At 52.6% G+C, this 13,232-nt stretch carries 12 protein-coding genes; 6 read left to right on the forward strand and 6 right to left on the reverse strand.

Features of this window, described 5'->3' with window-relative positions; translation table 11 throughout:
• Nucleotides 1-40: 40 nt before the first annotated feature.
• The 4 genes from A8F97_RS12990 to dgt all read right to left on the reverse strand — a co-directional run bounded on the left by A8F97_RS12990 (nt 41) and on the right by dgt (nt 5,995).
• Nucleotides 41-1,045, reverse strand: a complete 1,005-nt coding sequence (locus tag A8F97_RS12990) for a sulfate ABC transporter substrate-binding protein (protein ID WP_375154064.1) — start codon at nt 1,043-1,045, stop codon at nt 41-43.
• Nucleotides 1,046-1,440: 395 nt separating this feature from the next.
• A complete protein-coding gene (locus A8F97_RS12995; RefSeq protein WP_010280713.1) occupies nt 1,441-2,598 on the reverse strand; it encodes a CdaR family transcriptional regulator in 1,158 nt (385 codons plus the stop codon).
• Nucleotides 2,599-2,830: 232 nt separating this feature from the next.
• Nucleotides 2,831-4,294, reverse strand: a complete 1,464-nt coding sequence (degP, locus tag A8F97_RS13000) for a serine endoprotease DegP (RefSeq protein WP_033071014.1) — start codon at nt 4,292-4,294, stop codon at nt 2,831-2,833.
• Between the two features lie 189 nt (nt 4,295-4,483).
• Nucleotides 4,484-5,995, reverse strand: coding sequence for a dGTPase (dgt, locus tag A8F97_RS13005; protein ID WP_033071013.1), 1,512 nt, complete (start codon nt 5,993-5,995; stop codon nt 4,484-4,486).
• A 190-nt stretch (nt 5,996-6,185) separates the two neighbouring features.
• On the opposite strand from dgt, the gene mtnN reads away from it, so the two are divergent.
• The 3 genes from mtnN (at nt 6,186) to A8F97_RS13020 (ending at nt 8,205) form a co-directional block, all read left to right on the forward strand.
• The gene (gene mtnN / locus A8F97_RS13010; RefSeq protein WP_014698907.1) at nt 6,186-6,884 is read left to right on the forward strand and encodes a 5'-methylthioadenosine/S-adenosylhomocysteine nucleosidase; all 699 of its coding nucleotides are present in this window, start codon (nt 6,186-6,188) and stop codon (nt 6,882-6,884) included.
• Nucleotides 6,885-6,887: 3 nt separating this feature from the next.
• The gene (gene btuF, locus A8F97_RS13015; RefSeq protein ID WP_033071012.1) at nt 6,888-7,715 is read left to right on the forward strand and encodes a vitamin B12 ABC transporter substrate-binding protein BtuF; all 828 of its coding nucleotides are present in this window, start codon (nt 6,888-6,890) and stop codon (nt 7,713-7,715) included.
• A 211-nt stretch (nt 7,716-7,926) separates the two neighbouring features.
• Nucleotides 7,927-8,205 carry a hypothetical protein gene (locus A8F97_RS13020; RefSeq protein ID WP_033071011.1) on the forward strand — a complete coding sequence of 93 codons (279 nt, stop codon included), beginning with the start codon at nt 7,927-7,929 and terminating at the stop codon, nt 8,203-8,205.
• A gap of 128 nt (nt 8,206-8,333) precedes the next feature.
• Here A8F97_RS13020 and erpA read toward each other — a convergent pair whose 3' ends face one another.
• Nucleotides 8,334-8,681, reverse strand: coding sequence for an iron-sulfur cluster insertion protein ErpA (erpA, locus tag A8F97_RS13025; RefSeq protein ID WP_005969047.1), 348 nt, complete (start codon nt 8,679-8,681; stop codon nt 8,334-8,336).
• A 269-nt stretch (nt 8,682-8,950) separates the two neighbouring features.
• Here erpA and hemL point away from each other — a divergent pair, with 269 nt between their 5' ends.
• Nucleotides 8,951-10,231: a glutamate-1-semialdehyde 2,1-aminomutase gene (gene hemL, locus A8F97_RS13030; RefSeq protein ID WP_025920220.1), complete on the forward strand. Its 1,281-nt coding sequence runs from the start codon at nt 8,951-8,953 to the stop codon at nt 10,229-10,231.
• A gap of 162 nt (nt 10,232-10,393) precedes the next feature.
• Entirely contained in the window at nt 10,394-11,017 is a 624-nt protein-coding gene (locus A8F97_RS13035; protein ID WP_033071010.1) for a glutathione S-transferase family protein, read from the forward strand.
• Between the two features lie 2 nt (nt 11,018-11,019).
• Here the strand turns inward: A8F97_RS13035 and A8F97_RS13040 are convergent, their stop codons facing one another.
• Nucleotides 11,020-12,480: an aminotransferase-like domain-containing protein gene (locus tag A8F97_RS13040; protein ID WP_012822872.1), complete on the reverse strand. Its 1,461-nt coding sequence runs from the start codon at nt 12,478-12,480 to the stop codon at nt 11,020-11,022.
• A 135-nt stretch (nt 12,481-12,615) separates the two neighbouring features.
• On the opposite strand from A8F97_RS13040, the gene A8F97_RS13045 reads away from it, so the two are divergent.
• The gene (locus tag A8F97_RS13045) at nt 12,616-13,206 is read left to right on the forward strand and encodes a LysE family translocator (protein ID WP_012822871.1); all 591 of its coding nucleotides are present in this window, start codon (nt 12,616-12,618) and stop codon (nt 13,204-13,206) included.
• Nucleotides 13,207-13,232 lie beyond the last annotated feature (26 nt).

A 13,232-nucleotide genomic window follows, 5' to 3' on the forward strand; every position in this document is an offset into this window, starting at 1 on the left:
CTAGGGTGATAGCGGCCTTACTCCGTCAGACATTAAAAACTTACTTATTAATCTCTTTAAAGATGGCGTCGAACACACCGCCGTCGTTAAAGAATTTGTCCTGTGCCGCTTTCCAGCCGCCGAAATCCTTATCAATCGTCACCAGATTTACCGGTGCAAACTGATCTTTAAACTCTTCAGCGATCTTGGCATTACGTGGACGATAGAAATTTTTACCGATGATGCGCTGCGCTTCATCGCTGTAGAGGTATTGCAGATAGGCTTCAGCCTGCTTCTGCGTTCCCTTACGCTCAACGACTTTGTCGACAACGGCAACCGGCGGTTCAGCCAGAATCGACAGAGACGGCGTCACGATCTCAAGCTGATCGCCACCCTGTTCTTGCAGAGACAGGTAGGCTTCGTTTTCCCATGCCAGCAGCACATCGCCTAGCTGACGTTGCACAAAGCTGATCGTTGCCCCACGCGCACCGGTATCCAGTACGGGTGCATGGCGATACAGCTCAGTGACAAATTTCAGTGCAGTTTCATCATTGCCGCCCGGTTGCGCTTTGGCATAGGCCCACGCCGCCAGGAAGTTCCAACGCGCACCGCCAGAGGTTTTCGGGTTTGGCGTGATCACCTCAACGCCCGGCTTCACCAGATCGTTCCAGTCTTTGATTTGCTTCGGATTACCTTTGCGCACCAGAAAAACGATGGTGGAGGTGTAAGGCGTGCTGTTGTCAGGCAAACGCGCCTGCCATTTAGGGTCGATCAACGGTTGATTCAGGTTTAATGCATCAATGTCACCCGCCAGCGCCAGCGTCACCACATCAGCCTGCAAGCCGTCAATCACCGAACGCGCCTGCTTTCCAGAGCCGCCGTGCGAGTTTTTGATAGTGATATCTTCACCGGTGGTCGCTTTCCAATGCTTAATAAACGCCGCATTGTATTGCTGATAGAGTTCGCGCGTCGGATCGTAAGACACGTTTAATAATTCGGTAGCCGCTGAGGCCACACCGGAAAACAACAGTGCTGCCGTAGCAACAGATAACCCCAGACGACGTATTGACATTCTTATCACTCCCTAATGCTCGAAAGTATCAGATAAAATCATGACGGATGTGACTGATTAATAACTTAAATAATTCGACTTGCAGGAAAAAACGTTATCGTTTAAACCGCGTACATGCCGCTTGAAATAGGACGGGTCTATCAGGCTGACAACATGGAAGTGACAATAGTGGATATAAGGAAGGGGCAAAAATATTGTTTCGCGATAATTTATGCTATCGCGTTATATTGTTAATGATTATGTAATAGTTTTCAGTCTAAGCAATTTTGTTGCAGCGGTAATATTTTACGGCGGGATATGGAATAACCCTGATGCCGTGCGGCATCAGGTGAATACGGAGCAAGCTAAGCTTGAATCACGGTGGACGTAAAACGAGGTGCCTTTCTGCCCTACTCTTCTTCATCCAGTTGCAAAGCCACGTACAGCAGCAGACGGTCGTCGAAATTCCCCAGATCTAACCCCGTCAGTTCAGAGATGCGGTTAAGGCGATATTCCAGCGTATTGCGGTGGATAAACAGCGCTTTCGCCGTCGCGCCGGGCTGGACGTTGTTACGAAACCAGGCACCCAACGTCCGACGCAGCAGACCATTGCCGTCCATTGCTTTAAGCTTCGAGAGAGGACGCACCAGCTCGTTTGCCTGCCAGCCGCCGCGCAGGCTGTCCAGCAGCACGGGTAACATCAAATCCTGATAGTAATAACAGCGCTGGGCGGGCATGCGCTGCTTACCTACGCTCATGGTCGTTCGTGCCGTTCGGTAGGAACGCGCGATACTGCCGGGGCCAGAAAAATAGTTCCCCAGCGCCAGCCGTACCCGTAGTCGACTGCTTTCCGCCATACGAGACATCAGCGTATCCACGCGACGCCGGTGTTCCTCTGCATCCCAGCGCCCGTGGCTGTTCAGCGCCGGTTTTAGTACCACCATTTCCGTCAGAGAAACGATAGCAATCAGGTTGTCGCGTTCCGGCGTGGTCAGCAACGTCTGCAACTGCTGTAGCTCTGCCATAGCGGAATCAACACCGAGCTGCCCGCTGTCCACTTCGATCACCGCAGCGACGCGGGGTTTATTCAGATCGATACCTAAACGCTGCGCCCACTCCATGAGAGCGGGAGACAGATCGTCGGTACGAATCAGGTTCAGTACCAGTTCTTCACGCAGACGGCTATCCTGCGCCAGCATATGCAACAGCCTCGCCTGCTCCAGCATCATTTCCGCCGTCATGCAGACAAGCTCGCCGTATTGCCGTAGCTGGCTGGGATTCCCGGTCAGGCCGATGACGCCAACGATTTCACCGTCGATGCGCAAAGGTAAATTGATGCCCGGACGCACGCCGTGCAGGTGACGCGCCACGGCATCATCAATATCGACAACTCGCCCCTGCGAAAGCGCCAGCAATGCGCCTTCGTGCAGTTCCCCCAATCGTTCCTGATCGCCACTGCCGATAATCTTACCGCGAGCATCCATCACGTTGATATTGCTATCAATGATCTGCATGGTCCGCGCGACAATATCCTGTGCCATCTTGGCATTGAGATGATACGACGCCATTTTTACCTCTGAGAGGAACATTGACAATTGCACCAGCATACCGCCACTCGGTGCGCCACACATTGTGCAAATTAACAAAGAAACGGGAATTAGATTAAATCTGTGGAAGAACTCACAAAAGCACTTTCATAGAGAAGCGAGAAGTGGCCGAGTACCTGAGTACCCGGCCAGATAAGCAACGTAACAAATTGTCTTAAAAGGTAATTATTAACTTACACGCTGAACCGTTCGATTACTGAGCCAGCAGATAAATCGTGTTCTCGCCACGACGCACGTTCAAGGCCAATACGGCCGGTTTGCTGTCCAGAATTTTACGCAACTCACCAATATTCTGTACCGGCTGTTGGTTAACCCCCAGAATAATGTCGTCCTTCTTCAGGCCAATTTTAGCCGCCGCGGAACCGGGTTTAACGTTATCCACCTTGACGCCTTTTTTGTCGTCCACCTGAGTATTGCTCAATTCTGCACCCTCAATGCCGGAATAGAGATTACCGGAAGCCACCTGAGCCTGATTGCTTTGTTGCAGCGTCACCTCGACGGTCAGCGGTTTACCCTCACGCAGCAGACCCAGTGCCACTTTGCTGCCCACTGGCAACGAACCGACCTGAGCACGCAACGCGGAGAAGCTGCTAACCGCTTTACCATTCAGCGTGACGATCACATCGCCAGCCTTGATGCCTGCCGCATCTGCCGCCGATTTCGGCCGCACTTGACTCACAAACGCACCGCGCTGCGCATCAACCTTCATCGCCTGTGCCAGTTCGGAGTTCAGTTCTGTTCCGGTAATACCCAACTCACCGCGTTTCACTTCACCAAATTCGATAATCTGTGCGACAACGCTTTTCACCATATTGCCAGGAATAGCGAAGCCAATCCCGATATTACCGCCACCTGGGGCAAGAATCGCGGTATTCAGCCCAATCAGTTCACCATTCAGGTTCACCAGCGCACCGCCGGAATTTCCGCGGTTGATCGCCGCATCGGTCTGAATAAAGTTCTCGTAGTTTTCAATATTCAAGCCGCTACGCCCCAGCGCAGACACAATGCCCGATGTCGCCGTTTCTCCCAGACCATACGGGTTACCAATCGCTACCGTATAATCACCGACCCGTAACTGATCGGAATCCGCAACCTTAATCGCCGTCAGGTTTTTAAAGTCTTTCAACTGTACCAGTGCGATATCTGAACGCGGGTCTTTGCCTAGCACTTTGCCGTCATACTTGCGGCCGTCGCTGAGCCGAATCTGAATCTTATCGGCATTATCCACCACATGGCTGTTGGTCACCACGTAGCCTTTTTCCGCATTAATCACGACGCCCGCGCCCAGCGCCTGGAAGTTTTCCTGCTTCGATTGCGGTTGACCATCGTCATCGTCACTGTCTCCCTGACACATTGGCGACGACTGGAACGGCGATCCCTCCTGACAGAAAGGCGAATTTTCACCAAAAAATGGCTGGAGCTGCGGCGGAATATTTTCTTTGCCTACATTATTTTCTTTACCCTGATTGGTGGTATGCCCTTCCACGTAGATGCTCACGACAGAAGGCATAACCTTTTCCAACATAGGGGCCAGACTGGGTAATTGACCCGATGCTGCAGCAGATGCCGCTGACTCAGCCGCATTCGCCGCAGTGGAACCCATCGCCATCGCCAGACTTAATGCCAGCGCACTCAGGACCAATGATTTTCTTTTCATAGGAATCTATCTCATAGTAATCAACACGCGAGTCTTACGGCCCGTGTACCCGACACCGGGTACACTCAGTGGTCGTGCTGTATGAGATAAATATGAACCAACAAGGTTCCCGAGGGGAAGATCGTGAAGCGTAAGGAAATATTGAACGGCTTTACAAAACTCGCGATTTCCGTTGCAGCGTGTTCATCGCTAATCTGCTGCCATCAGCTTGCGGTATTCGTCGTAGGCGTATAAATCCGTCATACCGCTGATGTAATCCTGAATCAGGCGTGCTCGATAATAATATTCACGGACGATTCGCTCACTTTCAGGTAACCCTTCCAATTCAGTGACCGCTTCACGATAGGCCAGACAATGCTTGCTGGATAGCTTGTGATAAAGCCGCGTTTCGATCGGATAACGCCTGTGGGTATCCTCGCGGACAAGCTGGCTGAAATCCAGATAGGGCATCTCAAGCAGCGGGCTATAAATATCCAGCAGGCCGCGAATCACACGGTCGCCCTGTAGCTCCAGTTGCTCAACTTCATGATGGTTAAAAACATGCTTTAGGGCAACGTGTTTAAAGATGCCTAACAGGCGATTCTGCGGGCTGTCGTCCTCAAGCAAGGCCTGATTGAACGATCCAGCATAGACCGCCGGTAGGTTGTCGATAAAACGCAGCGCGGCATGCGGCACCATCTGCCCCACGGTGTAAACACGGAGATTCATGAAGAACTGGTCATCGTGGCTGCGCCACTGAAAGCGTTCTCGCTCTTTGTAAGCGCGTTCAATCGTTTTGGCGAAGATGTCTTTCTCTGCGCCTGCGCCCCAATTCTCGCGCAGACGATCGTAAAGTTCTTCGATCGTGAGGATATCTTTCTCAACAGCATCTTCTAAATCCGCGATACAGTAGGAAACATCATCGGCCGCTTCCATAATATAGCTCAGCGGGTGGCGATGAAACTCCCCCATCTCCAGCTCTTCACGCAGCCTGACGACAAAGGCCTCCTCTGACAGATAGTAGCCCGGCTTCTTCATCAAATAATCGTAATCAGCGGGAAGCTCACCGCGCCAATACGCAGGGCGGGTATATTTCAGAATGCAAGCCACTTGCCCGTAGGTGAGATTAAGCTTCAGCAAGGTATGCACCAAACGGATCGCCTGCGCGTTACCTTCAAAATGGCTGAGATCTTGTCGGATCTGCCCACGTAGATCGTCCAGTCCATCCTGCCGCATCCGCAGCACAGGAACATTACAGTCATCGACGCGTTCCGGGGATTCACTGTCCAGATAGTGGCTATCCAGCAATTTCCTGAACCATTGATTAATCGCCGATTCGCCAAAATGGCCAAACGGCGGATTGCCGATGTCGTGCATCAGACAGGCCATTTCAACCAGGCTTTCAAACGGCGTTTGTCTATCAGCTAGCCCAAGCGATGCCAGCCGGTCGTCAGTTTGCAGGCGGTGCAAAATTTCTTTGGCGATATAACGGCCAACCTGCTGAACTTCCATCGAATGGGTGAGACGGGAACGAACCGCCGCATTACGTTCCAGCGGAAAGACCTGGGTTTTTTGCTGTAAGCGGCGAATGGCGGCGGAGTTAATAATCCGACCGCGATCGCTTTCAAACTGGCGCACAATCGCGTAGCCATTATCAGCCGTTTTAGGTCGACTGAAATGCCGTTGAAAACTCATTTTTTTGGCAAAATCGATATCAGACATACGGTTCTCCCTGTCATTACGCTACAGCACAATGATGGACACTCCATCTCCCCCTGCTAGCCATGATAGACTAACGTCCGCGATATATACCTAATGCTGGTCATTTAACGATCGAGATACAGGGATGGGGCTTCAGTGACCAGCATTAGGTATACACCTTCCATTTATAACAGAATTTACGGGGAACCTTATGAAAGTCGGTATTATCGGTGCGATGGAACAAGAAGTAACACTGCTGCGCGATCGGATTGAAAACCGTCAAACCTTCCAGCGTGCGGGTTGCGAAATCTACACCGGGCAAATCAACGGTGTCGACGTCGCCCTGCTGAAATCCGGTATCGGTAAAGTCTCCGCCGCACTCGGCACCACGCTGCTGCTGGAATACAGCAAGCCAGACGTGGTGATTAACACCGGTTCCGCTGGCGGACTGGCCCCCACGCTGAATGTCGGCGATATCGTCGTTTCTGATGAAGTGCGTTACCACGATGCCGACGTCACGGCCTTTGGCTATGAACCTGGCCAGATGGCAGGCTGCCCTGCCGCTTTCCCTGCCGATGAAAAACTCATCGCACTGGCGCAGGAAGCGATTACCGATTTACAACTGAATGCCGTGCGCGGTCTGGTTGTCAGCGGCGACGCCTTCATTAACGGCGCAGAGCCGTTAGCCCGTATCCGCACCACCTTCCCAAAGGCAATTGCCGTGGAAATGGAAGCCACCGCGATCGCCCATGTCTGCCATCAGTTTGCCGTACCGTTCGTGGTGGTTCGCGCGATTTCTGATGTGGCCGATAAAGCCTCACACCTGAGTTTTGATGAGTTCCTGAGCGTTGCCGCACAGCAATCAACGCGGATGGTAGACGTGATTCTGGCCAAGTTAGCGGCTCGCTAATCAATGACCGTCAGGCTCCTCTGCTGGCTGAGCGGGCTGCTGCTTTACTCTGCCGCTTATGCTATTCCGCAGCGTGTCATCAGTCTTGCACCACACGCGACCGAGATGGCCTACGCGGCAGGCATGGGCGAACAATTGGTTGCGGTCAGCGCCTGGTCAGATTACCCGCCGGAAGCGAAAAAACTGGAACAGGTTGCCTCCTGGCAGGGTATCAATCTAGAGCGGATCCTGGCACTTAAGCCCGATCTGATTCTGGCCTGGCGCGAGGGTAACCCGCAGCGTCCGCTGGAACAGCTCGCTAACTTCTCGATTCCCATTGTTTATCTGGATGCGAAAACGTTAGACGATATTCCGGCGTCATTGCGACAGTTGGCAACCTATAGCCGCCATCCTGAACAAGCCGAACGCGCCGCGACAGATTTTCAGCAGCAAATAGGCAAGCTACAGCACGCGAATGAGCAACATAAGGCGGTACACACCGCTCCGTTACGGGTATTTATTCAATTCGGCACTCAACCGCTGTTTACCTCTTCGAAAGCGACGCTGCAAAGCCAGATCGTTTCGCTATGTGGTGCAGAAAATAGCTTTGCCGACAGCCCCGTGCCGTGGCCACAGGTCAGTCGTGAACAGGTATTAAGACGGCAACCACAGGCCATTATTGTCAGTGGTACACCAGATAAAATTGCTAACGTGCAGGCATTTTGGCAGCCACAGCTCGCAGTCCCGGTGATTACCGTCAATGAAGACTGGTTTAGCCGCAGCGGCCCTCGGTTGCTATTGGCAGCACAGCAAATTTGTTCTCAATTAGCTGAATTAAGATTAACACAATGAAATCATCTCGATAACAATAGCTTCATTAGTATACAAGTTGTAACACTAGCAGGCTTTTATTTCGCCACTATTTGTCGATAATCTGAGCGTAAGAGTGGAGTCATAGACACCAACTAAGGTGTTGATTACTACTCGGCGATAAAGCCAAAGCAATACGAAATTAGAAAATTTTGAACCGATATCGGTTCCTTTAACACCAGGTAAAATAAACATGAAAAGTGCGTTGCTTTACGCAAGTCTGCTGATCGCGGCTTGTGGCACTGCTTATGCAGGAAGTAGCGGCGGGCAAATTAATGCTCAACTGACGATATTACCGTCGTGTGGCGTCACGCCACAATCCGGTCAATATCGAATGGACTGTAACGTAGCGTCTGTACCTCAACCTAAAATTACTGAGTCACGTATTCAGGTCGATCAGGCAAAACTTTCGACATCAGCGGCAAAAACGACGCAGGGTACGGAAACACGCCTGATTACGGTCGAATGGTAATCACAGTAAAAAACGTTCTCTACGTTTTTTTAACGCCTCGGTGATAGGTTAATTGTTGTAAAAAAGCCGTGTCTTGGTGATAAGACACGGCTTTTATTTTTTAGTCGGTGAATAACCGCAATGCAGGATCAGACGCTGAAAGAGGAACCACAGCCGCAGGTAGATTTCGCATTCGGATTCGTCACGATGAAGCGAGAACCTTCCAGCCCTTCGGTATAATCTACCGCACCGCCAACCAGATATTGCAGGCTCATCGGATCAACAACCAGCGCTACGCCTTGTTTCTCAATAGTCATGTCGCCATCGTTGATTTGATCATCAAAGGTAAAACCATACTGGAAACCGCTACAGCCGCCGCCCGTGATATACACGCGCAGTTTCAGCTCTGGGTTTTCTTCATCAGCAATCAGGTTTTTCACCTTGCTTGCCGCCGCATCGGTAAATTGCAGAGGCAGTGCTGCTATATCATCGCTCATATTTTTACTCCCAACTCAGGGCTTATCAGGTGATAGACCCATATTCATACGCTTATTATCCGGCAGTAAGCGAAAACGTTCAAGATTTGACAGAGATTGTTGAAATAATCGCCGCATTATGCCGTTTCATATTCCCCCTAGCCAGTACTCTCTGTGGGTATGATGCCATGCGTTTTCAAGCGAAAACCCGTACAGCGATTTCATAACGGCGGTCAGTTCATTAGAATACCTCCCTACATTTTACGATCAAGATCAGTCAGGACCGCGTAATGAACAAATCTGAAAGCCTGTATGCTGCGGCGCAGCAACTTATTCCCGGCGGTGTGAACTCACCGGTTCGCGCCTTTAACGGCGTCGGCGGCACACCGCTGTTCATCGAACGGGCTGATGGCGCTTATCTCTACGACGCCGACGAGCAAGCGTACATTGATTACGTGGGATCGTGGGGTCCGATGGTACTGGGTCACAACCATCCGGCAATTCGCGATGCCGTGATTGCTGCCGCAGAACGCGGTCTGAGTTTTGGTGCCCCTACCGAGATGGAAGTGCAGATGGCGCGTCTGGTCACCTCGCTGGTGCCTAGCATGGATATGGTACGGATGGTCAACTCCGGCACAGAAGCCACCATGAGCGCAATCCGTCTGGCGCGTGGTTACACGGGCCGCGATAAAATCATCAAATTTGAAGGCTGCTACCACGGCCACGCCGACTGCCTGCTGGTAAAAGCTGGTTCTGGCGCACTGACGCTAGGTCAACCGAACTCCCCCGGCGTTCCGGCCGATTTCGCCCGCCACACGCTGACCTGCGTCTATAACGATCTGTCATCCGTTCGCGCCGCGTTTGAACAATACCCTGATGAGATCGCCGCAATTATCGTCGAACCCGTCGCGGGTAACATGAACTGCGTTCCACCGCTGCCAGATTTCCTTCCCGGCCTGCGCACCCTGTGTGACGAGTTTGGTGCTCTGTTCATCATCGATGAGGTGATGACCGGCTTCCGTGTTGCACTGGCAGGCGCACAATCGCACTACGGCGTAGTACCGGATCTGACCTGTCTGGGGAAAATCATCGGCGGTGGGATGCCAGTCGGCGCATTCGGCGGTAAGCGTGACGTTATGCAAGCGCTGGCCCCAACCGGTCCGGTTTATCAGGCGGGTACGCTGTCTGGCAACCCCATCGCCATGGCGGCAGGTTTTGCCTGTTTGACGGAAGTGGCGAAACCCGGTGTACATGAAAAGCTCACCGCGTTGACCCATCAACTGGCTGACGGCCTGTTGGCTGCCGCGAAAGCTGAAAACATTCCGCTGGTGGTTAATCAGGCTGGCGGCATGTTCGGCTTGTTCTTTACCGATGCCGACAGCGTTACCAGCTATCAGGATGTGATGAAGTGCGACGTCGAACGTTTTAAGCGTTTTTTCCACATGATGCTGGAAGAAGGGATTTATCTCGCGCCTTCCGCTTTTGAAGCGGGCTTTATGTCGCTGGCGCATACGCCACAGGACATCGAACGTACCATCGAAGCCGCACAGCTCTGCTTCTCACGTCTGTAAGCTTACTCGTACACAATGGCGTCACTGAGTGACGCCATTGCTGCTCAATAACAGCGCCTCCGCTACCTGCCATTTTTTTCATCAGGGTTCTCGATTGAGAATGACAAGCCCTCTCAAATTGGTTATGAGTAAGTCTACTTGCCTGAAAATAGCGGAGAAGTCATGTTAAAGGTTCTAGGACGCACGTCGTCGATCAACGTTCGGAAAGTGCTGTGGCTGTGTGACGAATTGGTAATTCCCTTTCAGCGAGAAGACTGGGGAGATGGTTACCAGTCACCGCAATCACCCGCATTTTTGGCGCTCAATCCCAATGCTATGATACCGGTTATTCAGGACGACGATTTCGTCATGTGGGAATCGAATGCGATCTTACGCTACCTCGCCAACGCGAAGGACGGAGCCTGGCTCTACCCGCAAGATCCGCGTAGCCGCGCTCCAGTCGATCAATGGATCGACTGGCAGGCCACCGAACTCAATCCCTCATGGCGTTACGCTTTTATGTCGCTGGTGCGCCAGTCTCCCGCACATCAGGAGCCGCAGCTATTGGCAGAATCCTGCGCGCTTTGGTCACGCACCATGGGCATTTTGAACCAACAATTGGAGCGGACTGGTCACTACGTTGCAGGGCAAGCGTTTACGCTGGCCGATATTCCCATCGGGCTATCGGTCAATCGCTGGTATGAAACACCGTTGGAACACACAGACTATCCTGCCGTCCGCGCCTACTATGAGCGCTTAAGCGAACGTGCAGGCTACCTGGCCTGGGGACGAAACGGCACGCCATAACGCTATTCTGCGCTACCCGGCCCGATACCGCTCATTTCACATGCCAGCGCACCAGCACGCTTAAGCGCATACGTGTAGCGTTCATCAAACGGGTAGCAGCAAGACAACCGAAGCGCGTGCTTACAGCGGCCACTCAACGTGTAGAGCTCACCAGGCGTGACGCAAATCTTCTCTTGCAGCAGGCGATGGAATAACTCAACCCCATCCACTCCGCCTGGTAATTCCAGCCAGAAGACAAACCCGCCCTGCGGCTGCGTTGCCCGTGTACCCTGCGGGAAATGTCGAGCGATCAGCCCACGCGCCTCATCCATCTGTGCGGCATAGCGGCGACGCAACGTGCGCAGATGATGATCGTAACCGCCGGACTCCAGAAACTGCGCCAGCGTTTCTGATAGCAGCGCCGATTCCGCCATCGACGATACCGCTTTCAGTCGCGCCACTTTTGCCCGGAAACGCCCCGACGCCATCCAGCCGATACGAAAATCGGGCGCTAACGTTTTCGTGAAGCTGGAGCAATAAATCACCCAGCCCTCGCGGTCGAAAGCTTTCACCGTCGGCGACAGCGGCCAGCTAAACTGAAGTTCACTGTATAGCCCATCCTCAATGAGCGGTACCTGATAATCGTTCACTAACTTTGCCAGCCGCTTTTTATCCGCCAGCGTCATGCTGCACCCTAGCGGATTCTGCGCGTTCGGCATGGCGATAATCGCCTGTAAGCGATTTTCTGATAACACCAGCTCCAACGCATCCAGCGCGAGTCCGCGTTGCGGATCGGTCGGAATCTCTACCGTTTTCAATCCCAAACTGGCGAGAAGGGGAAAGAGATAAAAATAGGTTGGCGTTTCCAATCCTACACAGTCGCCCGGCTGCGTTACCGTGCGCAGCGCCAACTGGAGCGCTTCCATGCAACCGTGGGTGATCGTGATGTCCTCGCGGGTCAATGTCATCCCCAAATCCATCGCTCGCCTCGCGACCTCGCGCCGCAACCGCTCACTGCCCGGCGGTAGCGCATAACGACCAATCAATTCAGGCTGTCGCCGCAGCAAGGACGCGGCAATACGGCTGATCTTCTCGGTAGGATAGAAATCGGCATGCTGCGGGCACGCCAGAGAAATATTGGTGTAGTCGGGGTGCGTCTGGGCCGCGAACACGGTATCAATCAGATCCAGCTTTTCACTGCCCGGCACAATCACCTGCGCACGATGAGGTTTGCTTTCCGTTAGCGACGGCAGACGCCCGCGAACAAAGTAACCAGACTGCGGTCGAGCTTCGATCAGCCCGCGATCTTCGAGAATACGCCAGGCATTCAACACGGTGTTGACACTCACCTGATGTGAACCAGCCACTCGACGAATAGAAGGCAAACGGCTTCCCGATGCTAACGTCCCTTGATGAATGGCCGTAGCGAAGGTTTCCGCGAGTTGTTGATAGAGCGTACTTTCTTGTGAGTCGATGATGGACACAGTTCCCTCGCCAGCCAATGGGTACAGTTAACGATTAATGCAATTTGTACCCATTACAATAACCATTTTGTGTATCTGTAACCATTTCTTTTTTCTGCCTACCATACTGTTCTTTCCCATCATCAGGATAACACCATGCTCGATCCTTCTTTTTTCAGCTACGTCACCGTGATGTCGATCACGCCGGGGCCAAATAATCTGCTGCTGGCAACATCAGGCGTCAATTTTGGCCTGCGTCGAACTTTGCCGATGATGATGGGCATTTCCGTTGGATGTGGGATACAAACGGCGCTGATGGGGGTGGCATTGGAGCTTCTGCTGAGCTGGATGAGTATGATTCGCCTCCCGCTCACCGTGCTGGGCTGCATCTATCTACTGTGGCTATCGTGGAAAATCGTGCGCTCATCGGCACCTGAATTACAAGGGCGAGTACAGCCGATGACCGTACTACAAGGGACGCTATTCCAAGCGGTGAATCCAAAAGCCTGGCTGATGTCCAGCAACATTGCGCTGCTTTATGCCGCCAGCGGCGGCCTTTTCACCACGGTAGCCGCCTTTATGGTACTCAATCTGCCCTGTATTTTAGTCTGGGCACTACTCGGCGATCGCATCGGTAAACATCTTCAGGAACCGTGGAAACTGAAAGCCTTCAACGGCGTCATGGCACTTTCTCTGGTGCTCACTACGTTCTGGATGTTGGTCGAAGCCATCAACTTCTCCAGCTAATCGCACAGTATCGGCGGATTTCCCTT

Source organism: Pectobacterium parmentieri, from assembly GCF_001742145.1.
Classification (GTDB): Bacteria; Pseudomonadota; Gammaproteobacteria; order Enterobacterales; family Enterobacteriaceae; genus Pectobacterium; species Pectobacterium parmentieri.